20 protein-coding genes, 1 tRNA gene and 1 pseudogene are annotated in these 21,789 nt (G+C 35.1%); 7 read left to right on the top strand and 15 right to left on the bottom strand.

The window, feature by feature from the left end; translation table 11 throughout:
- Positions 1–3 precede the first annotated feature (3 nt).
- Positions 4–1,026, bottom strand: a complete 1,023-nt coding sequence (locus AC51AA_RS06245; RefSeq protein ID WP_500704871.1) for a helix-turn-helix domain-containing protein — start codon at positions 1,024–1,026, stop codon at positions 4–6.
- Positions 1,027–1,232: 206 nt separating this feature from the next.
- On the opposite strand from AC51AA_RS06245, the gene AC51AA_RS06250 reads away from it, so the two are divergent.
- A complete protein-coding gene (locus AC51AA_RS06250) occupies positions 1,233–1,727 on the top strand; it encodes a DNA-deoxyinosine glycosylase (protein WP_500704872.1) in 495 nt (164 codons plus the stop codon).
- Between the two features lie 225 nt (positions 1,728–1,952).
- Positions 1,953–2,387: a DUF6526 family protein gene (locus tag AC51AA_RS06255; protein ID WP_500704873.1), complete on the top strand. Its 435-nt coding sequence runs from the start codon at positions 1,953–1,955 to the stop codon at positions 2,385–2,387.
- Between the two features lie 110 nt (positions 2,388–2,497).
- Here AC51AA_RS06255 and AC51AA_RS06260 read toward each other — a convergent pair whose 3' ends face one another.
- From AC51AA_RS06260 to AC51AA_RS06305, 10 genes are all read right to left on the bottom strand, one after another.
- Positions 2,498–3,919 (bottom strand): MATE family efflux transporter, encoded by a 1,422-nt coding sequence (locus tag AC51AA_RS06260; protein WP_500704874.1) that lies wholly within the window; start codon positions 3,917–3,919, stop codon positions 2,498–2,500.
- A 128-nt stretch (positions 3,920–4,047) separates the two neighbouring features.
- On the bottom strand, positions 4,048–4,500 hold the full coding sequence (locus tag AC51AA_RS06265; RefSeq protein WP_500704875.1) for a MarR family winged helix-turn-helix transcriptional regulator: 453 nt from the start codon (positions 4,498–4,500) through the stop codon (positions 4,048–4,050).
- 127 nt (positions 4,501–4,627) lie between these two features.
- Positions 4,628–5,479, bottom strand: coding sequence for an EamA family transporter (locus tag AC51AA_RS06270; protein WP_500704876.1), 852 nt, complete (start codon positions 5,477–5,479; stop codon positions 4,628–4,630).
- A 106-nt stretch (positions 5,480–5,585) separates the two neighbouring features.
- Positions 5,586–6,179: a 2OG-Fe(II) oxygenase gene (locus tag AC51AA_RS06275; protein WP_500704877.1), complete on the bottom strand. Its 594-nt coding sequence runs from the start codon at positions 6,177–6,179 to the stop codon at positions 5,586–5,588.
- Positions 6,180–6,324: 145 nt separating this feature from the next.
- Positions 6,325–7,788, bottom strand: coding sequence for an AAA family ATPase (locus tag AC51AA_RS06280; RefSeq protein ID WP_500704878.1), 1,464 nt, complete (start codon positions 7,786–7,788; stop codon positions 6,325–6,327).
- A 155-nt stretch (positions 7,789–7,943) separates the two neighbouring features.
- A complete protein-coding gene (locus tag AC51AA_RS06285; RefSeq protein ID WP_500704879.1) occupies positions 7,944–9,062 on the bottom strand; it encodes a vWA domain-containing protein in 1,119 nt (372 codons plus the stop codon).
- 106 nt (positions 9,063–9,168) lie between these two features.
- Complete coding sequence (locus AC51AA_RS06290; RefSeq protein ID WP_500704880.1) at positions 9,169–9,549, bottom strand: YchJ family protein; 381 nt, start codon at positions 9,547–9,549, stop codon at positions 9,169–9,171.
- The gene (locus tag AC51AA_RS06295) at positions 9,539–9,772 is read right to left on the bottom strand and encodes a hypothetical protein (RefSeq protein WP_500704881.1); all 234 of its coding nucleotides are present in this window, start codon (positions 9,770–9,772) and stop codon (positions 9,539–9,541) included. The genes AC51AA_RS06290 and AC51AA_RS06295 overlap by 11 nt, the downstream gene beginning before the upstream one ends.
- A gap of 106 nt (positions 9,773–9,878) precedes the next feature.
- The gene (locus tag AC51AA_RS06300; RefSeq protein WP_500704882.1) at positions 9,879–10,034 is read right to left on the bottom strand and encodes a hypothetical protein; all 156 of its coding nucleotides are present in this window, start codon (positions 10,032–10,034) and stop codon (positions 9,879–9,881) included.
- The gene (locus AC51AA_RS06305; protein WP_500704883.1) at positions 10,034–10,576 is read right to left on the bottom strand and encodes a hypothetical protein; all 543 of its coding nucleotides are present in this window, start codon (positions 10,574–10,576) and stop codon (positions 10,034–10,036) included. The genes AC51AA_RS06300 and AC51AA_RS06305 overlap by 1 nt, the downstream gene beginning before the upstream one ends.
- Before the next feature lie 87 nt (positions 10,577–10,663).
- On the opposite strand from AC51AA_RS06305, the gene AC51AA_RS06310 reads away from it, so the two are divergent.
- From AC51AA_RS06310 to AC51AA_RS06330, 5 genes and pseudogenes are all read left to right on the top strand, one after another.
- Positions 10,664–10,915 carry a hypothetical protein gene (locus AC51AA_RS06310; protein ID WP_500704884.1) on the top strand — a complete coding sequence of 84 codons (252 nt, stop codon included), beginning with the start codon at positions 10,664–10,666 and terminating at the stop codon, positions 10,913–10,915.
- A 393-nt stretch (positions 10,916–11,308) separates the two neighbouring features.
- Positions 11,309–11,749, top strand: a complete 441-nt coding sequence (locus tag AC51AA_RS06315) for a KTSC domain-containing protein (RefSeq protein WP_500704885.1) — start codon at positions 11,309–11,311, stop codon at positions 11,747–11,749.
- A 259-nt stretch (positions 11,750–12,008) separates the two neighbouring features.
- Positions 12,009–12,770: a DUF4369 domain-containing protein gene (locus tag AC51AA_RS06320; RefSeq protein ID WP_500704886.1), complete on the top strand. Its 762-nt coding sequence runs from the start codon at positions 12,009–12,011 to the stop codon at positions 12,768–12,770.
- Positions 12,771–12,788: 18 nt separating this feature from the next.
- A pseudogene (locus AC51AA_RS06325) lies at positions 12,789–13,178 on the top strand (TlpA family protein disulfide reductase); the annotation flags it as partial.
- 581 nt (positions 13,179–13,759) lie between these two features.
- Positions 13,760–13,840, top strand: a tRNA-Tyr gene (locus AC51AA_RS06330).
- A gap of 581 nt (positions 13,841–14,421) precedes the next feature.
- Here the strand turns inward: AC51AA_RS06330 and AC51AA_RS06335 are convergent.
- The 4 genes from AC51AA_RS06335 to AC51AA_RS06350 all read right to left on the bottom strand — a co-directional run bounded on the left by AC51AA_RS06335 (position 14,422) and on the right by AC51AA_RS06350 (position 21,724).
- Positions 14,422–16,272 carry a RagB/SusD family nutrient uptake outer membrane protein gene (locus tag AC51AA_RS06335; RefSeq protein ID WP_500704887.1) on the bottom strand — a complete coding sequence of 617 codons (1,851 nt, stop codon included), beginning with the start codon at positions 16,270–16,272 and terminating at the stop codon, positions 14,422–14,424.
- 57 nt (positions 16,273–16,329) lie between these two features.
- Positions 16,330–19,725, bottom strand: a complete 3,396-nt coding sequence (locus tag AC51AA_RS06340) for a SusC/RagA family TonB-linked outer membrane protein (protein WP_500704888.1) — start codon at positions 19,723–19,725, stop codon at positions 16,330–16,332.
- 166 nt (positions 19,726–19,891) lie between these two features.
- The gene (locus AC51AA_RS06345) at positions 19,892–21,103 is read right to left on the bottom strand and encodes a FecR family protein (protein WP_500704889.1); all 1,212 of its coding nucleotides are present in this window, start codon (positions 21,101–21,103) and stop codon (positions 19,892–19,894) included.
- A gap of 66 nt (positions 21,104–21,169) precedes the next feature.
- Positions 21,170–21,724 carry an RNA polymerase sigma factor gene (locus tag AC51AA_RS06350; protein WP_500704890.1) on the bottom strand — a complete coding sequence of 185 codons (555 nt, stop codon included), beginning with the start codon at positions 21,722–21,724 and terminating at the stop codon, positions 21,170–21,172.
- Between the last annotated feature and the right edge of the window lie 65 nt (positions 21,725–21,789).

Raw genomic sequence — 21,789 nt, forward strand, 5'->3', positions numbered from 1 at the left:
AAGTCAAGCGGTTATAGACAAGGGATTCAGATTAATTTTGTATTCCTTTGGACTACAATTGAATTTTTCTTTGAATATTTTGGAGAAGTAACTTCTACTTGTAAATCCAATACAATAGACGATCTGCGAGATATTTAGATCTGAGGTTCTCATTAAAATTTCCGCTTTTAAAACCCGCATATGCGTGATATAATCATTGACAGTTCGGTCGTGAATCAGTTTAAATCCCTCTTGTAATTTACTTGGAGACAAGCCCGACTTTTTACTCAAAGCCTTAATAGTAAAAGGTTCTTCAGGACTCGATTTAATAAAATCAGACAATTCTTTTATTTCTTGCATCTCTTTCAAATTTAAGTAACTCACATCATTTGAAGCAGTCAAATAATCCGAATATTGCTGAATTTCCATCGCTAAAATAATTCTCAAAATTCCCTCTTTAAGTAAACTCCTAACCATTCCGATCTGGGTAATACCGTTTAACTGTTCAATTTTTTCAGCAATTTTTAAATTATGAGCACCCAGATAAAAGAACTCCTCGAGGCTGTTCTTTTCAAGAAAAGTTTCTTTCACTTTATAATACAAAGAATCAAGCTTATTTTCTTCACACGGCTGAGTGCCAACCATCATTACCGTAAACTTTCCTTTTTTATCTTTTTCAAAAACCAAGCTATTGGCTTGATCCTCCCTTGAAGCCATAATAGCCGTTTGGAACGTTTTTAATTTTCTCTCTGGACCAAATGCACCAAAACGGTGGGACAGGTTTCCCTTAGAACAATAGACAAAACAAATTGGAGTAGACTTTATACTTAACAGATCCATTCTAAACTCTGTGAAGAAAGTGATGTCTAATTGTAGGTATACTAGGTCATCACTAAAGTGGGCTCCAGTAATACTCCCCTTTGCCAATCCATTGTTCACCTCCAATGCATACTGATCCCCATCAAAGGTAACATGTCCTCCTAAACTCGAATTTAAAGTTTCGAAAATCTCTTTTATTAGCGCTGTATTTATGGTAATTATTTTCATTTTGACACCGATTTTAAATCTTATACTTTACTTTTAAGCTTTTTTCATTAAAAACAAAGCTATTTACATCGACTCTGTTATTTTAAAGACCTATATTCAAAGTTCGACTAATGTGTCATGAAATTGTTATATAATTAATCGAATTTATTTTATAATTAACTGTTATTAAATGATTTACAAAATAGTTTTCAAACAACTCACAACAAATGAAGAGCTATTCTTTTCCCCCTATCTCTGCTGTCAATGCTGAAATTTTGATTCTAGGGACCATGCCTGGTCTTAAATCTTTAGAAATGAACCAGTACTATGGCCATCAGCAAAATAATTTTTGGAAATTCATGTTCCTTCTTTTAAAGGAAGACTTCTCTAATGATTATGAGATTAAGAAAGCGCTATTACTCAAAAACAATATTGCGTTATGGGATGTTTTACAATTTTGTGACCGAATAGGCAGTTTAGACAGCGCTATAAAAAATGAAGTCGCTAATGATTTTGAATCCTTTTTAAAAGAACATCCTCACATTAAAGCAATCCTTTTTAATGGACAAAAAGCAGCTTCTCTCTTTAAAAAACACATCTCATTACCCCAATCCTATCAACTCCATACTTTACCCTCTACCAGTCCCGCAAATGCCAGTAAATCTGCAACCTTTAAGTTAGCTCAATGGAAAATAATCCATTCCTTACAAATCGATATCTAACATTTGAATTGTATAACATTATCTTTTTAAAACATAAAATTAAAGCGGATTAAGACTGTAATTTTACACTTGAGTATTAAACAAACTTTAGTGATTTTTAGGCATGAAAAGCTCTAATTAGGTTTAAATAGATTTAAATTGGTCGTTACTTATTTGAAAAAAAGCTATTTTATTTTAAGATAGCTTTTTTTATTTTTATAGCCATCACAATAGCACCTCGTAATTATGAAAATTCAGACTTATAAAAATCATATTCGGTTTTATCCCCCCCATCACTTTTTATATTACCCAGTTTTGGTACTATTGCTAGCTTGTAGTATTTATTTTGCCTTTACAACGGATGATAAACTAATATGGTCGTTCATTTCTATTGGCTTTATTTTTCTCTTTTGTCTGGCCTATATGTTACGTCAGCATTACGGACTCACTTTACAAAACAGAATCATAAAAATAGAACTGCGGTATCGCTACTTTACTCTTACCGGAAAAAGACTGGAAGAATTCGAATATAAATTGACCGATGATCAACTATTTGCTTTGCGATTCGCTCCTGATGATGAGTTAATTCAACTTATGGAGGATGCTTTGAAGCACAATCTAACGGGAACTGCTATAAAAAAGGCCATTGTACACTGGAGAGCCGATTACAATAGAATATAACCCTTAGTAAAAAGTAAAATGATCATTTATTTGGTTGGTATTTTTCGTTCACCGATGTAACAATTTCAAAATGCTATCTTTAAAATACAAATAAAAAAGCGATCAAGCCTTTACTTGGTAATTTCAAAACCTTCCTTGACTATTTCGCTTTCCACTTTATCGATTAGCTTATTGGTTTTACCCGTTAATTTTTCCTTCTTCCAATCACCCTTAGCATAAATAATCACGGTAATCAATGCGGTCAAAATCGTTGAAATAGGAAAAGCCCACCAAAGTCCAGTTTCTCCAAGCGACGTATTGTGGGACAAAACATAAGCCAAAGGAAATTGCAATACCCATTGGGAGATTAAAGTCAAAATCATGGGAAGAGTTGTATTTCCCACCGCTCTGAAAACACCTAACAAACACAGCTGCAGTCCCAAAAATCCCCAAGAAAGAGAAGTAATTCTCAAAAAAACAGTTCCACCTGCAATAACTGCTGGCTCATTAGGAACGAAAAAAGCAATCAAGTGCGGGGCAAAAACATAGGCAATTATACCAATTATCGTTAACAATCCAAAACCTAAATAAGCACCCAGTTTGGCAATTTCACTAGCACGACTTACATTTCCTGCCCCTATATTTTGCCCGACCAAAGTAGCAATGGCCATAGAGAGTCCTAAAGCTGGAATCATAATCAACTGAATTAAGTTAGAGCCTGCTCCATAAGAGGCAACCGTAGTGGTCCCAAAATGCACGATCAAAAAAGTGACAGCCGTTAAACCAATAGCCCTCATCGATTGTTCTATCGAAGATGGAAAACCAATTTTAAAAGCTTTTTTAATGTATTTATAATCTGGTCTAAAATCTTTTAGTTGCAAATGGATGCCATGCTTACCCCTAAAGAGTATACCAAAACCAATAATAATGGCCAGACTCTGTGTAGTTAACGTAGCCAAGGCAGCACCTTTTACCCCCATTGCGGGAACAAATTTCCACCCAAAAATAAAGATCGGGTCTAGAGCAAAATTGAGGATAACTGTCCCTAATACAATATAAACAGGTAAAGTAACACGACCTACTCCTCGCATTACGGATTGAAAAATCATAAAACTGAAACTAAAAACCAAACCAATAAAGGCTACTCTCATAAAACCCAAAGCATCAGCATATACTTGAGGTGTCACTTTTAGTAGCTGTAAAAAATAAGGACTTAAGTAGTATCCGATAAACGATAAAAATATAGAGGCTGTTATGACCATTAGTAAGGTTTGAGCCGCCACATGATTGACCATTTCTTGTTGTCCTGCTCCAAAGTATTGCGCAATAAGAATTGATCCTGCGATAGCCAATCCAGTTCCTAATGCAATGGTCAGGAAAATTACTGGTGTACTCACCGATACAGCAGCAACCGCATCTCCACCTAGACGCCCTACCCAAAAAGCATCCACTAATTGATAAGCGGCTTGCAGCAAATTAGCAATCATAATAGGCACCGCCAATTTTAATAAGGAAGAAAGTATAGGTCCTTCTAATAATTCATTTTTATTCATCTTAGCTCTTTTTGCTAGGGTTAGTTTCTACTGTTTACTGCAACTATCTTGTCTAGTACATATCTATAGATTATACTTCTTTCCTTAAATCCCGATGGACTATATGCCAACTTAATCAGCTAAAAAATTTAAGGCATGTCTAATTTATCAGCATAAGCCCTAATAGTTTCTAAGGCTTCCACTCTTTCTTTTGCAGAAAAAACAGCCAATACCTCATCCTCAGCTCTTTTCATTAAAGAACGAATGTTTTTGGCTAAAACTATTCCTTGATCGGTGAGACTCACGATGTTTTTTCTTTTGTCCACTTTGTCTTTTTGAACCAGTACTAAAGCTTTCTTTTCCAGGGCGCTAATACTTCTCAAAATGGATGATTTATCACGCATGGTTCGATCTGAAAGTTCTCTCTGCGAAAGATTCCCGCGCTGTAAAATCATAAGTATGGGCAGTTGCTCCAATTGCATATGAATACCAGCTTCAGTCATTAATCCATTGGTACGACGAAAAATCGCTTTCTTAATTCGGATGATCTGGAAGAAAAAACTATCTGCAAATTCAATGTTTACTACACTATCTAAACTCATTACCTCGTCTATTATTTTTTTTACTATATCAAATTTACAAAAAAGAGTGACATGTCAACTAAATATAATTAAAAAAAGAAACAACCGATTATAGGTAATCAGTTACCCTCTTATGACAATTAAAATTCTAAAACTGAGAGAAGACAATAAAAACAATCGCCACTAAGGCCAAAAAGATACCTGCCAAATTCGTCTTGGATAATTTTTCTTTAAAAACAAGCATCCCAACAAGACTTCCCAAAATAATAACCCCCATATTCATGCCTGCAAATACCGTAGAGGGATTTTCTGAAAAAGCTTTATGTGCCTTAAGGTAAAATAAGATGTTACCGAAATTGAAGATTCCCACTAGTACACCAAAAAGGATATTCTTTGATTGAAATATTTCTTTTTTCGAAATCATCCCAAACAAAACTATACCTATTGCAATAACTAAAGAAATACTAAAAACAACAAATAAAGAGGTTGTATAGGGTAAAGTTGTATACAGTGCTATTTGCTTAAAGAGAATATCAATAACACCAAAACCAATTAAAACAACCGCCGGATAAACCCACTTGTTTTCCGTGTTTTGAGTCTGTTTTCTTAAAATCAATAACAGCGCTAAAAAACCAATAATCAGTCCGATAACCTTATATGAATTGAACTCTTCTTTAAAAATAAACCAAGCGGCCAATATGGGGATAAACAGTGATAATCGTTGCGCTGCGTCTGTTTTTACGATTCCCATATATTTGATAGAAGCCACCAAGAATAAAAAAACAAGCGGTAACAATACACCTATGGCCATATATAGAGTCCAAGGCGCTTTTCCATCCACTTCTAACAGATTCGGCGTAAAGGTAAAATAACAAAGCGTTAGTGCAGTTACATAATTAAAGGCTACAATTTGGCTTGGATTAGCATTGTACTTTCGGGTTACTTTAAAAACAACACCCACTATTACACTACAAAGAATACTCAGAACAAGGAATAACATATTATCTAATTTTGACTGTAAAAATAAGGTTTATCTCTCTTGTTTTTATTCCCGCCCTAAATATTTACAAACTACCGTTTCAAAGCCATTTGCCTTAATTCCAAAACTAATCACTCTTTAACCAACCGGTAATACTCATTCGCGTATTTTGAGTCACTAAAACCTCATGAACTAATTCATTACTTTTAAAAAAAACCGTTTTCCCTTGGGTAGGAGCAATTTTTTGATTGTTATTTTCTTGATGAATCAGTAACTCTCCTCCATCAGCTTCTTGCCAATTGCTATTGAGATAACTAATCATCGAATATTTTCGACTTGGATTATTTTTGAATTGGTCTAAGTGTTTGAGGTAAAAATCACCTGTTTCATATAAAGAATAATGAAATTCATAACCGGTAATTCCAGCAAAACAACTTTGATTTAGATAGAGTACAAAAGCATCTATTTGGGCAAAAAAAGCATTTTCAAAAACATTATTATGTTTCTTATCCAACCAATAAATAGAATCACTTCGGATAGCGCCATCATAGGTTAGCTTCTCTGAATTACCTACCCCTGCTGCCAATAACAAACTTTGCTCATTTAATTGAAGTAAATTCTGTTTTAAATGATTGGCCAACTCGGGACTTAAAAAATGCTCCGCTATACCCACTTTATTTTCGATATAACTCGCAATCAGATCTTCAAAACTATCTTCCATTTATCTTTTGGGAAAAACCGCAAATGCAGCCAACGGAGCAAGGTAGACTAATTAAAAATGGAAATAGACTTATTTTAAGCAAATAAAAAATCCGACCCTTTTCAAAAAAAGATCGGATTAATAAAAGCCCTTATTTTAAACCTAATTACAGTCTGCTGATATAACTTCCGTACATATCTTTAAACTGATGCCCCTTTGCAAAACGATCTTTGCTTAATTTTTTATATTCGACCAATCCCCACAAGATAAATTCCTTGAAAAAATACTGCTCTTTTTCAGCCAGTTGAGGCTGGTATTTTTTTACCAAAATATCCAGTGGTGTGACTTCATCTAAAATAGCTTGATACTCCTTGTCAGGACACTCATCTAATAATTCGAAACCACTTTCAGCAAAAAACCAATCAATCAACTCCGTATAAGGTGTTCTTTCTCCTGGTTTTTCCAACTTCTCAATTTTAGGCAGATGCTCTGAAAATAAGGTCCTAATAGCCGAACCAATCAGGTTCTGAGCTACAACAGCAGCTCCCTCCTGCTCACCTTCATATACCAATTCTACTTTTCCAGTAATCGAAGGAATAATACCAATAAAATCAGACAAACGCAAAATCGTTTTATCTACTCCTGCTTTTAACGCACGACGTTCTGCTGTGCTGACTAAATTCTCAAAAGCGGTGATACTCATTCTAGCACTCACTCCACTTTTATTATCAATATATTCACTCTCACGAGCCTCAAAACTAATTTGTTCCAAAATATCTTTAGCCAAACTTGGAATATACACGATCTCGCTTTGGGTTTGATCCAACTTTGCTTCCTGCTCCGTAATGGTTCTCGCCACAGCAACACTCTCTGGATAATGCGTTAAGATTTGAGAACCAATCCTATCTTTTAATGGTGTCACTATACTTCCACGATTGGTATAATCTTCTGGGTTGGCCGTAAAAACAAACTGCATATCCAAAGGCATCCGCACTTTAAAGCCTCTAATTTGAATGTCACCTTCTTGTAAAATATTAAACAAAGCTACCTGAATACGTGCCTGTAAATCGGGTAATTCATTGATCACAAATATCGAACGATTCGCTCTGGGAATCATACCAAAATGGATCACACGATCGTCCGAATAGGACAATTTCAGATTGGATGCTTTTATAGGATCAACATCACCTATTAAATCAGCCACAGTCACATCTGGCGTGGCTAACTTCTCAAAGAAGCGTTCGTTTCTGTGCAACCATGAAATAGGCGTATCCTCGCCTTTTTCCGCAATAACATCTTTGGCAAAACGAGAAATGGGCTGTAAGGGATCATCATTAATTTCAGAACCTGTTACAAAGGGTATATACTCATCTAACAGCTCCACCATTTTTCGAGCCAATCTGGTTTTCGCCTGACCACGAAGCCCTAATAAATTGATATTATGACGCGATAAAATAGCCCGTTCTAACTCGGGAATGACCGTATTTTCAAAACCATGAACCCCTTGAAAAACAGCCTGCCCTGTTTTTATTTTTTCACGAAGATTATTTCGCAATTCATCCTTGATACTTGTACTTTTATATCCTGAGGCTTTTAACTGACCTAGTGTCTTTATATTGTGTATTTCCATTTTCTATTGCAATAGCTGTTGGTTAATAATCAGACACATGAAAATGTGTCTCTGAAGTAAAATCTTTGAATCTCTAAATTTTAATGTTGCCTTTCTCCTTAGAAAAAACATTTCTATCTTTATTCTTATGTATGCTTATTGTCTGTATACAACACTTAACGAATGCGTTTCTTCCTATTGGTTTCATAATCCTCAAAGATCATTTCACCCAATCCTTTTAAACCGGTATAAAAGGCCTTTCCTTGATTGGCTTCAGTAAAATGGTGGACAAAACGCTGTAAATACGGATCCGATGCGATCATAAAAGTCGTAATCGGAATATGCAATTTTCTGGCTTGTTGCGCTTGGGTATAACATTTATCGACTATATATTCGTCGAGTCCGTTACTGTTCATATAATACGAACCATCACGCTCGCGAACACAGCTCGGTTTTCCATCGGTAATCATAAAAATCTGTTTGTTGGTATTTCGCTTTCTGCGCAAAATATCCATAGCTAATTGCAAACCAGCCACTGTATTGGTATGATAAGGACCTACCTGTAAATAAGGTAAATCTTTTATAGGAATGATCCAAGCATCATTTCCGAAAACCAATATATCGAGAGTGTCTTTTGGATAGCGAGTCGTAATTAATTCAGCTAAGGCCATGGCTACTTTTTTGGCAGGAGTAATTCGATCTTCACCATACAAAATCATACTATGACTAATGTCGATCATTAAAACCGTACTCATTTGGGCTTTGTACTGTGTTTCTTCCACAACCAAATCATTCTCTGTTAACAGAAAACTGTCAATACCATTATTGATTTGCGCATTTCTAAGACTCTCTGTCAGTACAATCCGCTCTAAACCATCTCCAAAATTAAACTCACGGAATTCTCCTGTATGCTCATCTCCATTTCCGACATGTTTGGTTTTGTGGTTACCTGTCCCTGAGCGTTTCAAATTTCCAAAAATATGATCTAGGGCTTGTTGCCTAATGGCACGTTCTGTTTTAGCTGTGATTCCAAAGCCTGAGGTACCATCCTCTTTAGCCTGATCTTTTATATAGCCTTTTTTCTTAAGATCTTCGATAAAGTCATCGATGGTATATTTTTCATCGGTAAGCTTGTATTCTTTATCTAGTTCTCGAAGCCAACTAATGGCTTCATCAAAATCACCCGAAGTATGGGTGATTAACTCTTTGAAAATGCCAAAAAGTTTTTCAAACGGAGACTCAAAGGGCGCCTCGTATGTTTTAAAATAAAAACCTTTTTTAAATTCCTTTTTCATAATTCTAAAATTACGGTTTTTTAGAATTATGAAAAAACAAACCTTTATTAATTTTTAGTTAAAGTCTTGAAACAAAAACCACTAAAACAGCCTTAATTTATATCGATTATTCAAACTTTCCGTCCACATAATACCAACGCCCCTCTTCTAAGGTAAAAGTCGAAAATTCATAATGTGTTTGAGCTTGTCCTTGAGCATCTAAAAAATACGCTTTGAACTCAACGGTATTTTCGGTAAAATTTAGAATCTCTAGTTTTTGCCATTGATTCGTTGTTGCCCATTTTAAAATCTCTTCTTTAGTGTAATAGTCTCTTTCTGAACTATGGGTCGTCGCTAACAAATAGGAAGCATTATGAGTCGCATAAGCCGAATACCTAGAACGCATTAAAGCCAAGGCTGAAGGTGCCTTATGCTCTTTTTCAAGATACAATCCACAGCAATTCTCAAATAACAGACCCGTATCGCAAAAGCATTTTTTACTCTCCATCCACCTGCTCTTCGCCGTTAATTTTAACATGCAATTGATTCAATAAAACCTGATATTTACTGATTTCTCTTAAATCTTCATCTTCTTCAGCAAAATCAAGCATTTCATCTAAAGTCTCATTTACGTCTAGCAATTTATTATTTGCTTCTCTATTGTCTTTTGCTGCAATCAAATCAATGATCTCCTGCACACTTACCTTTAAATCGTCGAACTTACTATTCATCTTCTTTTTTTATTACGGTTCTTAACTTCGCTTTTTTATCTCTCACGGATAAACTACTTTTCTTCAAAGCCTATGACATCATCCCTGAGTGTACTGTAAAACGCTCTTATTTGTCGTCCTCTTGCGTTTTATTCTCGTTGAACTTTTTCACAATCTCTTTTAGCTTTTCTTTACGCAGCATTTCCGCTTTTTTGGCTTTATCTTGCGCTTTATGCAGTTTGTCGTTGTGCTTTTTTATGTTTCTTTCGTTGTTGCGTCCCATTATATTTCTCTTTTAATTTCGTCTAAGGATTTTTCCGTATAGATCAATTCATTAATAATCTGCTTTCTTAATTCCCCTATATCTTTGTAATCAAAATATTTAGCCCAAGAAGTCAATTGCTGCAAATTCCTAATTTGCTTGATTCGTTTAGTAGTTTCAAAACTTGTCCTTAAAACCGCTTTTTGATCATAGTCCGGATTCTTTTTATGCTCATAATTCACCGTGTTTTTGTCAAAATCTGCTGCTATATAATACAGCTTTTCCTCTGCATTGTCAGGATAAAACGAAGTCCAAGGCGCAAAACCTATTTTAGTTTTGGACTCGCTTTCAGGTTCCATTGCTACCAACCTCCATTTGCTATTGGCTAATCTCCCCCAATGATTGGAAACTCTATACATTCCAACTTCAGTATAATAGTAGGTACTTCCTGCCTTACTTTCAAATTGAATTTTCAAGCCATTAATATCATCAGACACTACTTCTTTAAAAACACAAAAGGTGTTTTTAAACGAATTTGGATGTGGCTTAAAGTTTTTTTGCATGTGCAAATATAATCAGATTGACCCGAACTCCATAAAACAAACAATATATTGACTAACTTTGCCACTTCAATTTTAAATAAAAAAGTCATGTCGAAAGGATCAGAGGAAAAAATGATGCAAAAAGGAGTATATACTGGCATCATGGAAAAAGATGAAAACAACAATTACTTTTGTGGCGAATATCTTTTGGACTACAAAATGGCTCACGCTAATCACACTGTAGGAGAATTAATTACCATTAAATCTGTAATTGAGAACCCGAGCGATATCAGTTATACTAAATATCCAAAAAAATCAAAAAACTTCCATAAGGCCAACCATAAGCCTGAAGATAAATAATCACAAGAGCAACTTGATGTTTTTAGTAATTAAAAATTTAAAAACACCAACCTTATAAAATCGAATCCCCGTCTAGGCAAAACACCAACATGTATTTTGTTATGAGGGGATTCAGCTTATAGATCACTAGTATCCAGGACTTCTCTAGTCAAATATCCATATTTTCCGTAGAATCACACTCAACCTTAAGTCTTCTTTAAAAAAGAAAACAAGACAAAAACGCCATTGGAAACAGTCTTCTTTTTTAAAACACCTCTATTTTTTGGTATATTTTTCGAATATTTTTTACATCAAAACTAAAAAGTTAAAAAAAAGTGTACCTTTGCAAAAAATTTGTCTTTTTGAACCATTAATTTCAATTTCAAACTAATAGACAAGTAGTTACCTTAATTTATGAAAAAAATAGTTGAATACCGCAAGTTACTAAACGTTGAAAAAACTGCTGAGTTAAAAGAGTTAAAAACCATCTATCGTAATGCGATGAAAGAATCTCATCCTGACAAATTTCAAGGTGATGATGCTGGTTTGAAAAGTGCTGAAGAAAAAAGTAAGTCTATAATTGAGGCTTATCACTTTTTGGTAAGTATTAATCCTGAAACGATTAAAGCAAACTTACCTGAATATACTGACACTATCGCAACTTCATCAATTACTGATTATAAATTTGTTGAAGGTCGTTTGATTATCGATTTTTCTAACGGAAGTGTTTACGAATACATCAGTGTTCCTAAAGCAACTTACGTGAAAATGGTAAACGCTGAATCACCAGCAAGATTTGCAAAAAGACACATTTTGAACTCTTTTACTTGGAGAAAGAAAACAAATCAAGAATAGATTTACACCACTATATTCTTAAAAGCACTCTGACAACAGAGTGCTTTTTTTTTGCTTAAAAATCAAAAAATTGATTAAATAGATTCTAAATAGTAATCTATTTAACAGTATTAAATCGCACTAACTCAACAAACATGCTGATTAACTGCATATTAAACTCAAAAAAACTATAACAAAATTTTAGGCTACAAAATTCTTTAAGTTTTAGATTTTTAGATACTTTTGTTGCACAAATCAATTAACTAATTAATTTTTTATAATGAAAAAAATATTTTTTTTACTTACCGCTTCTGTAGCGATAATTTCATGCAGCAAAGTTAAAGACGGAGAATACCTAATCACAGGTACTGCAACAGGAATTGAAAACGGAAAAACAATCATTCTTCAAGGTCAAGATCCAACAACAATGATGACAGTTGCTCTTGATACTGTTAAAGTTGAAAACGGAAAATTTGAAATCAAAGGAAAAGTAACTGAACCAGCTTTCCATACCTTAATCCTTCAAGATGCTAATGCTCCAATTCCTTTTATCTTAGAAACAGGAGAAATTACTATTGCTATCGATAAAGACAGTATCCACAAATCTAAAATTGCTGGAACTTACAATAACGACGAGTTTGTAAAATTCAATGATGAACTTACAAAAACTCAAAAAAGATTAATTGACTTTCAGAAAAACAACACTCAGAAAATGCAAACTGCTCAACAAACTAAAGATACAGCAGTTATCAATGGTTTGATGAAAGAATACATGACTATTCAAACTGAAGTACAAGAAGATTCTAAAAAGAAATATGTTACTTACGCTGAATCTCACCCAAAATCTTTCATCTCTACTTTGATCATTCAAGGTATGGTTCAAGATCCAAGTGCTGATATGAAAAAAGCAGAAACTTTATACAACTCTTTAGATGAGTCTTTAAAAACTACATCTCCTGGTAAAAAAATCAAAGAAAAACTTGGTCAAGCGAAAATGCCATCAGTAGGTGCAACTGCTCCAGCTGTAGGTAGCCCTAACTGAAGATCAGACTTTTCAGCTCCTAATCCAGAAGGAAAAACAGTTTCGCTTAAAGAAAGCTTAGGCAAAGTAACTATTGTAGATTTTTGGGCTTCATGGTGTGGACCATGTAGACAGGAAAACCCTCATGTTGTAGCGATTTACAAAGAGCTACATTCAAAAGGATTAAACATCATTGGAGTTTCTTTAGATAAAGATGCTACAAAGTGGAAAGAAGCTATCGCTAAAGACGGTTTAACTTGGACACAGGTTTCGCACTTAAAATTTTGGGATGAACCAATTGCCGCTCAATACGGCGTTCAATCAATCCCTGCAACTTTTATTCTTGATGCATCAGGAAAAGTAGTAGCGCAAGATTTAAGAGGAGACGAACTTAGAGCTAAAGTTCTAGAGTTGTTAGCTAAAAAATAGTCTTCAATTGCATAAAACAAAAAATCTCCCTAGGGAGATTTTTTTTGTTTTATGACCGATCCAAGTTCAGATTGGCAAAACACTAAAGACACAATAACCAAGCCCCATCATCAAGCGTTTGTACTTACCAGATCTTCTTCTTTAATACATGAAAAAAACACCTAAATTAGAAGAAAAAACAGTTTCGCTCAAGGAAAGCTTAACAAACTGATTTTTGTTGATATTTGAGCTTATAAACAAGTTTGCACTTAAAGTTTTAAGAAGACTCAATTGCAACTCCATGTACTGTTCAATCATTAGAGTAACTTAAATGCTGAGCATAGCTCTACAAATAGTTGAACAGCATTTAAAAAGAGAAAAACTAAGAGCAAAAAACCTCGAATTATCCCAAAAAAAACACATTCATTCACATAAAACAAAAAAACTTCACAACAGCTGATTTTTTATTTTATTCAATACCAACCACTTAAAAAACAAATCGAAAATAAGTTAAAATTAAGTTCGATTTCTGCTTGCAAACACCAAAAACGTTCCTATATTTGCAACCGCTTAGCACAACAAAGCGCATCAATACAAGCTTAGGGGAGATACTCAAGCGGCCAACGAGGGCAGACTGTAAATCTGCTGTGTGAACTTCGCAGGTTCGAATCCTGCTCTCCCCACTAAAAGGGTAAAAGAAGTAGAAAGGCAGCTTTTTAAATCTTTTCACAAACCCGAAAAAACAGTGATAAAACCTGCAAATCTAAGGATTCGCAGGTTTTTTGTTTTTTAGGACAAGGCAAAAACAGAAAAACCGGATACCAAAAACACTAGCATTTGACTTTCCATTTTCTATTACAAAAACATTGAACATCATTAACTATTGTGCAACACCATAACCAACTCATTTTTAACTGTAATTCTTTAAATGGAACACTTGTTATAAAAGAATAGTGAGAGTAACTAGTGGTCATGTCGATTGCGTCAAAAATGTATTTTTTAATTTCATTGTTATAAACGATTCATTATTCATTAATAAAAGAGCAAACGGTCTTGAGTCCAATCAAGAGAGTAAGCTTAAAAAAAAAGACACCATCAAAAATAAATTCAATGATGCCTTTTTAACCAAAACCAAACCAATATTATTTTTCGCTGCTTTTATAAAGCGCATTTGTATTACCGTATTTTAGCTATAAAGCTACTTTTACCTAAGGAATTCACAAAAAAAAACCCAGCTAAAATCTTTTTTTTGACAACTAAATCACTACCAACCAGGATTCTGCATTAAAGTTTTACTCTTCTGCATTTCACTAAATGGTATTGGATATAAATATTGTTTGCGTTCAAAAATGCGTGTTTGAAACTTAGTTCTTTGAAAGAATGTAGACGCATCTCCAGCCATATTCATTCCAGAGAATTCACCCGCTTGTCTGCCTTCAGGAGCTTCAACAATCATCCATCTTCTTACATCAAAATAACGCTGCCCCTCTGTTGCCAATTCGATACGGCTTTCACGTCTGATTGCTTCCCTTTGTAAGGCTTGATTTCCTATAATGCCTGGATTTAACACTTCAAGTTTAGGCAAACCAGCACGCTCTCTTACTAGATTAACATACTTCAACACATCAGAATTGCCCGGATCTACTTCATTAAGCGCTTCTGCATATAACAGATAAAACTCTGCCAGCCTGAAAATGATTGATGGTCTGAACTTAGTCGCAATACCCGGGCTCGGCAAACTTACCGTTCTATTGTATCTTTTATAGAGCAAATAACCGCTAGCTGTATATTGAGCTTGTGGAACACTTCTATCATTGGGTGTTCCCATGTAAAAATTAGTCACTTTGTTGGATACATGCCATCTTCTTCCCGCAAAGAATACTGTATTATAAAAACGGGCTTCTCGATTGATATACATATTATTAACCAGGGTTGGTGTCGCTGATGCATATGGCGCTATGGCTGTTACTGCCTCAGTGTATAAACTAGTTCCTGTTTCTGAATACGCTGTGGATGCCGGTAAAAAACTAGTGGCTTTAATTGGCTTTCCATCTTTCATATAAAAATCATCAACTAGTTCCTGCAATACAGCTGTACTTCCTAACCCATTGGTTTCGCTACGAGGCGTTGATCTTCTTTCCCAACGATCTCCATTGAGCCCACCGCTTCCATTTACGGATGTAGCCCAAATAATTTCACTATTATACAATTGAAACAGATTATAGACCGATTTAGCCGGATCCAGAACGCCTGCAGTAAACTCTTTGTATAGCTGGTGATTTCCTCCAGCATTTGCATAATCAATAAGATCTTTAAGTACCTGTACTGCTTTGTTCCATTTTGATGGATTTGCAGCCGGAAACAATTTTTTACCATCCTTATTAGCCAATGCAAGTGCTTCAGTAAATCCTCCGTTTAATAAAGGGCTTGCGGCATGAATCCATAATTTTCCTCTCACTGCCAAGGCTGCGCCTTTAGTAGGCAAAGCTTTTACATCATCACTGATAGCCGGTGTTTGCGGTAACAACGGGATAACCTTAACCAACTCGGCATCAATAAAATCGATTACCTCATCAACAGAGGAACGGGGTATATCAAGATCTTCACCAGGCGCATAAGACCTATCCATGATAGGCACCGGACCATATTGCTCCAGCAAAAGATAATGATAATACGCACGCATAAACTTCACATTGACTATCATGGGGTCAAGCTCTGTTGCTAAAAGCTTGTCCGCATTAACCCCGGAAGCCGGAATAACTTTAGCTTTTTCCAGAAAAATATTAGCCTGTCTTATCAATGTATAGAGTGTGTTCCATCTATGAAACCCCATGTTTGAAGAGTTGCGGAATGAGATCTGATAATAAGCATTGTCACCATAGCCTGTGTTTATTTCATCGGTCATTCCTGTCCAAGGATTGTGCAAACCTGTCTGTCCTCCAGCATCCCAATCAGCATGAACCATATCGTAATAATCTGGTATCCCTGTGAAAACATTGGCATACCATCTTCTGGTATAGGATACATTATCAAAAACCTGATCAACATTGTTTAAACCGCCCGCAAGCTCATCAGAGACGTCGAGATAATCTTTACTGCAAGAGGAAAAACCCAATACAAGTGTTAATAAAATAATTTTTATACTATTTTTCATATCGAAATAATTAAATTTTTAAAGTGTCAATTCAAGTCCAAACGTAAACGTACGAGGCAATGGATAATTCAAACCTGCATTTGCGTTTCCTGTCTCAGGATCCCAATGTTTTATTTTATCCCAAACCGTTAAGTTATACCCCATCATGTATATTCTCGCCGTATTTACATGTACCTGCTGTACAATAAACTTAGGAAGATTATACCCAATTTCAACATTTTTCAAACGAAGAAAACTACCGTCTTTAAGCCACCATGTACTTGCAGCAGAGTTATTAGCTCCATTAGTACCAATCTTATGCAAACGTGGCATTAGCACACTTTGACTTGGGTTTGCTTCTGTCCAACGGTCTAAAGCAAATGTCCTGTAATTAGATTGATCTACTCCAAAAGCAAAAGGATGCCATGCTTCAGCAGTACTACCTCCAAAAACCACCGAGGTATTGGCTGTTCCTTGAAAAAATGCACTTACATAAAACCCTTTGTATTCAAGGTTTAACCCAGCTCCATAAACAATTTCAGGGTTTGCGGGATTACCCACACCTCTTTTTCTGTCAAATTGATCAATCTTACCGTCACTATTCAAATCCTGGTATTTTATGTCTCCTGGTCCTATTTTCCCTCCTAAAGTAGGAATAGGGATACCGCTTTTTAAGGCATACGAATTGGTTCCATTTGGGTTTGCCGTTATAGTAAAATCATCATTGGTATACAAACGTTCTGCTATATACAACACATTCTCACCAATCCTTGTCCCTGTAGTGGCCATCCATGGATAGGGTTGCGTTAATTCATCATATTCGGTGATTTTATTTCTTGCAAAAGTAAAAGTGCTTCTAAAACCAATTTTTAAATCACCTATGGTTTGATTGGCATTAAGACTTCCATCTATCCCCCAATTTTTAACTTTTCCAAAATTTTCCCAAGGGGCACTCCTAAAACCGGCAACACCAGGAATCGTTTTTCTTTGCAACAAAATAGATGATCTTTCCGATTTGAAATAATCTGCAATAATTTCAATACGACCATGAAACAACTCAATATTAACGCCATAGTTTTGTTTGTCTTCGATTTCCCATCCTAAATATGGAGCTTCAGAGCGACCTTCTATTATTCCATTGCCTAAACCATTAGAGCCACCGCCAGAGGTAATTCCCTGATTAAACCCTCCTGCGGCCATGCCAAAGGTAGGACGATAAAGAAATCGATCGATTTGATTCAAAGCGGTCTCGTCATTTCCGGTGCGTCCCACAGAAGCTCTAAATCTTAAAGTGGTCAAATAATCCTTTAAGCCTTCCGGATAGAATTTTTCATTCGATATTTGATAGCCTGCCCCTACAGCCGGGAAAAAACCATATCGGTACCCATCTGCGAATTTTTCACTACCAGTATAACCAAAATTTCCTTCTATAAAATAGCGCTTGTCATACGAATATGTTACCCTACCCACTATTCCTTGTTTTCTAAAAGCAAGTGCTTCTGTATTAAGCTGACTCTCTTTTTGCATATACAATACCATCCCTTCCACAGCATGCGAGCCAAATGCTCTTTTGTAGTTTAGAGAGGATTCCATATAAACATTCTTAGTTGCATTGCTTGCTTCTGTTGGTTCAGCCATATCAGGTGTTCCTGAAACGGTTTGTGCAAAAATGAGCTTGCCACTCGCATCCCTACCTGTAGCAAAAAACCTACTTGGGTTATCCGTTCTGTTGGAAGAAAAATTCCCGTTATAATCATAACTCACCAAACCGCGATAATACAAGCCTGGAGTAACAACATCTAATTTTTGTTCTAAACGCACTGCCGATTGGATGCTGGAACGCCATTCTTTTGAATAACCTGAATTATACAACAAATTATACGGGTTTCTCTTGTTTGCATCAGCTTCAGAAGCATATGTTGAAATCGTACCGTCGCTGTAAACTGCAGGAAAAAGATGAGGAGGCGTAACCATCATTTGTCGAAAAATAGCTGCACTACCTGTTCCCGGATAGCGATTTATCAAATATTGTCCGCTGAGATCTACGCTCAATAACGTTGTTTTGGAAATATCCATATCAATGTTACTTCTCAGGTTGAAACGTTTCAACCCAATATTAGTTTCATAACGCGGATTAGGATTTTCTTGAAAAATTCCGCTCTCACCATAATAGGCTCCAGAAACGAAATAGCGTGACTGCTCAGACCCACCACGCACATTTAGAGTATATCTATGGTTATCCGTTAGTTTTTTTAACATAGTAGCCATCCAGTCTGTATTGGGATAAAGATCCGGATCTTCATTATTTCTATATTTTGAAATAAGAGCATCACTATAAATTGGTGTTTCTCCATCATTTCTTAAGGCTTCATTATACAATTGAAGATAATCAGCAGAACCTACAAATTTAGGAAGCCTGGTAGGTTGCGATATACTGTGTTCTGTCCTAAAACTTATGGTCGGTTTTTGAGCCTTTCCTCTTTTTGAAGTAATGATTATAACACCATTAGCTCCTTCCGCACCATAAACCGCCGTTGAGGCTGCATCTTTAAGCACCGTGAAGGTATCTATCTCATCTGGTTCAATATCATTGATTGAACGAGGAACACCATCCACCAAAACTAAAGGCTTAGATCCCCCTGCAAAAGTGCTTATCCCCCTTATCCAGAATTCAGAGTTATCATAGCCTGGTTCCCCGGATCTTTGTATAGCGATAAGACCTGCAACCTGACCTGCCATATTATTGGTTAAGTTTCTGGTAGGAAATCGCATTTGTTCCCCCTTTATAGAACTAACAGCCCCTACAATCTGTGTTTTCTTTTGCTTGCCATAACCAACGACAACAACATCTTCCAGTTTAGCGGTTTCATCAAGCAACACAATCTTTAGATTGCTGCGGACCTTAGAAACTTTTACTTCTTGCGTTTGGCTCCCCATAAAGGAAATCACCAATACGCCTCCTTCTTCAGGAATTTTTATCGAAAAGCTTCCATCCACATCTGTTAAAACAGATCTTTTTGTACCTTTCAATGTTACAGTAGCACCTGGGATGTTTTCACCCAACTCGTTTGTTACTGTTCCCTTTATCTCAATAGATTGTTGCAGTTTAGAGACAACCGAAGCTTCTTTAATAACAATGGCATTACTTTTAGTAATATCAAAATCAAAGTCTTTTACAGAAAGACTTTCTTTCAATAATTCGTTTGCTCTTATTACTCCCTTTTTTAAATGTACTTTGGGAGTGTTTTTAAATAAATCTTCCTGATAAATAAAGGTGTAATTTGTTTGTTGTTTGATGATATCAAAAACTTCATCCACCGTTACTGTCTTATCAGCTTTGATAACAATTTTTGCGTTTTGAGAAAAAATATTCCCTGGCGTGAAACCAAAAAATGTCGTGCAAAACAAGAAAATAAAAGTTCTCATAATGTTCATTATTAGTTTTTTTCTTGAAAAGAAAAAAACACTGGTTAAGTTAATTTTCATAAATTAGCATGTAAATTGGTTAGTTAGTTGTTTAAATTAATTAATTGATCGATACATAAAAAAGGGATGAAGTGCGGTACTGTGAGAGGTCTAAACTTCCTTCCCTTTTCTTTTTTTACTTTAATATTATTTTATTGTTTTTTATTTCATAGGCTTTAATAAAGTTAGTCTTTTTAATGGTTGTTAGTATTTCTTCTATATTTTGATCTTTATTTAGTACTCCATTGAATTTTACATTCCCCAGTGCAGCATCAGCAAACTCAATATCCACATCGTACCATCGCGATAATACTTTCATAATGTCTTTCAAAGGCATTCCTTTAAAGACAAATAGTCCTTTTTTCCATGCAATTTCACTGTAGACATCGACAGTAGTTATGTTTATACTATTATTTTTGAGGCTTAAATTTGATTGTTGATTTGGTGCTAATATTTGTTTGCTATTTGCAGTACTTACATTTACTTTACCCTCAACCAAGGTTGTGTATACATTGGTTTCGTCTTTATACGCTTTAATGTTAAACTCCGTACCTACTACCTCTACTTCTTGAGATTTATTAAAAACTTCGAACTTAGAACCTTTATGTGCTGTACTTGGAGATACGTCGAAATATGCTTCGCCATATACTAGCTCCACTTTACGAGTTTCACCATCAACAAAAGCAATAGGATATTTTAATTGGGATTCAGAATTTAGCCATACTTGTGTTCCATCCGATAATTTAATAAAGAATTGCCCTCCTCTGGGAATAGTTAAGTAATTGTAAGCTATTTTTGTTTGTTTTTGTTCACTGGCTTTGTAAACAATCTCCTTACCGTTACTGGTAGCGTTTTGAATATGTAAAGTATTCCCGTTTTTTAATACTACTACAGAACCGTCCTCTAGGGTTAAAGTTGCTTTGTCTGTTCCAGCTTCACCACTATTATTAGTAGCTACTATTACCGGACTGACCTCTCTAGGGTTGGTAAATAAATTATCCCTCAAGACATAGGTTGTAGTTAATATCCCAACTACTATTGCGGCAGCTGCATATTTGAACCAAGGATTCCTCATAGAAAACACCTTAGATTCCTTTTGCTTAGTGATTTGTACTAAAGGAGGATCTAATTTAGAGACGATTTTATTCCAAGCCTTATCTTTATCAATATGATCCGAAAATGATATTTGTCTGGATTTTTTATAAAACAGCAAGAGATCTGTAAACAGAACTTTGTTTTCAGGTGCTTCATTTAACCATTGCTGTAACTCGTTAAATTCCACTTCACTTATTTCTTTAGCAGTATAGAACGAAATAAGTTTTAAAATATAGATGTTTACTTTACTCATAATTGATGCCTTATATTATATATATAATCAAAGATCAAAAATGGGTGACAATAAATTAACTTTTTTTTATATTAATAATAACATGATAATTAAATCGACTTTAAAACGAAGTTGTTTCAAGGCTCTTGCATAATGTGTTTTTACTGTGTTAACGGAAATATCGAGGTGTTCTGCCACCTCTTTATATTTCATATTTTCTAACACAATCGCTTTAAAAACTTCTTTGCTTTTTTCGGGTAAAGCTTCTACTTGTTCGAATAATTTCTTTTTTTCCTCCTCTAAAGCAGCAAAGTCTAATTGATCCTCCTCCATTAACTTATTGACAACATTTTCGATATCATCGAATCGATACTTCGATTCCTTTTTAACAACCTGTAAGGTATTATTTTTTACAGACTTAAAAAGATAAGGACTCATAGGATTATCGAATTTCACATATAACTTTTCATTCCAAAGTTTCACAAATAAATCCTGAACAATGTCCTCGGCCAACTGAAACGAATCACAATATTTAAAACTATAGACGCATAGTGGCATATAATATTTATCAAACAATTGACTGTATGCCAATGGGTCACCTCCTTTAAGTTTTTCAAGAATTTGCGTATCGTTTAATTTCATAAAAACGTAAGTATCTAGAGAGTATCTTAGTATAAATATTTTGTCAAATATATTATTTAATAAAT

This window comes from Flavobacterium sp. OHVDL-2026-0007 (assembly GCF_059882335.1).

Coding starts and splice junctions, on each gene's coding strand:
- AC51AA_RS06280 (WP_500704878.1), bottom strand. CDS start 7,788: ATGGAAATACACAATATAAAGACACTAGGTCAGTTAAAAGCCTCAGGA.
- AC51AA_RS06260 (WP_500704874.1), bottom strand. CDS start 3,919: ATGAATAAAAATGAATTATTAGAAGGACCTATACTTTCTTCCTTATTA.
- AC51AA_RS06345 (WP_500704889.1), bottom strand. CDS start 21,103: ATGAGTAAAGTAAACATCTATATTTTAAAACTTATTTCGTTCTATACT.
- AC51AA_RS06285 (WP_500704879.1), bottom strand. CDS start 9,062: ATGAAAAAGGAATTTAAAAAAGGTTTTTATTTTAAAACATACGAGGCG.
- AC51AA_RS06245 (WP_500704871.1), bottom strand. CDS start 1,026: ATGAAAATAATTACCATAAATACAGCGCTAATAAAAGAGATTTTCGAA.
- AC51AA_RS06270 (WP_500704876.1), bottom strand. CDS start 5,479: ATGTTATTCCTTGTTCTGAGTATTCTTTGTAGTGTAATAGTGGGTGTT.
- AC51AA_RS06315 (WP_500704885.1), top strand. CDS start 11,309: ATGAAAAAAATAGTTGAATACCGCAAGTTACTAAACGTTGAAAAAACT.
- AC51AA_RS06275 (WP_500704877.1), bottom strand. CDS start 6,179: ATGGAAGATAGTTTTGAAGATCTGATTGCGAGTTATATCGAAAATAAA.
- AC51AA_RS06290 (WP_500704880.1), bottom strand. CDS start 9,549: ATGGAGAGTAAAAAATGCTTTTGCGATACGGGTCTGTTATTTGAGAAT.
- AC51AA_RS06295 (WP_500704881.1), bottom strand. CDS start 9,772: ATGAATAGTAAGTTCGACGATTTAAAGGTAAGTGTGCAGGAGATCATT.
- AC51AA_RS06350 (WP_500704890.1), bottom strand. CDS start 21,724: ATGAAATTAAACGATACGCAAATTCTTGAAAAACTTAAAGGAGGTGAC.
- AC51AA_RS06310 (WP_500704884.1), top strand. CDS start 10,664: ATGTCGAAAGGATCAGAGGAAAAAATGATGCAAAAAGGAGTATATACT.
- AC51AA_RS06300 (WP_500704882.1), bottom strand. CDS start 10,034: ATGGGACGCAACAACGAAAGAAACATAAAAAAGCACAACGACAAACTG.
- AC51AA_RS06340 (WP_500704888.1), bottom strand. CDS start 19,725: ATGAACATTATGAGAACTTTTATTTTCTTGTTTTGCACGACATTTTTT.
- AC51AA_RS06265 (WP_500704875.1), bottom strand. CDS start 4,500: ATGAGTTTAGATAGTGTAGTAAACATTGAATTTGCAGATAGTTTTTTC.
- AC51AA_RS06305 (WP_500704883.1), bottom strand. CDS start 10,576: ATGCAAAAAAACTTTAAGCCACATCCAAATTCGTTTAAAAACACCTTT.
- AC51AA_RS06255 (WP_500704873.1), top strand. CDS start 1,953: ATGAAAATTCAGACTTATAAAAATCATATTCGGTTTTATCCCCCCCAT.
- AC51AA_RS06320 (WP_500704886.1), top strand. CDS start 12,009: ATGAAAAAAATATTTTTTTTACTTACCGCTTCTGTAGCGATAATTTCA.
- AC51AA_RS06250 (WP_500704872.1), top strand. CDS start 1,233: ATGAAGAGCTATTCTTTTCCCCCTATCTCTGCTGTCAATGCTGAAATT.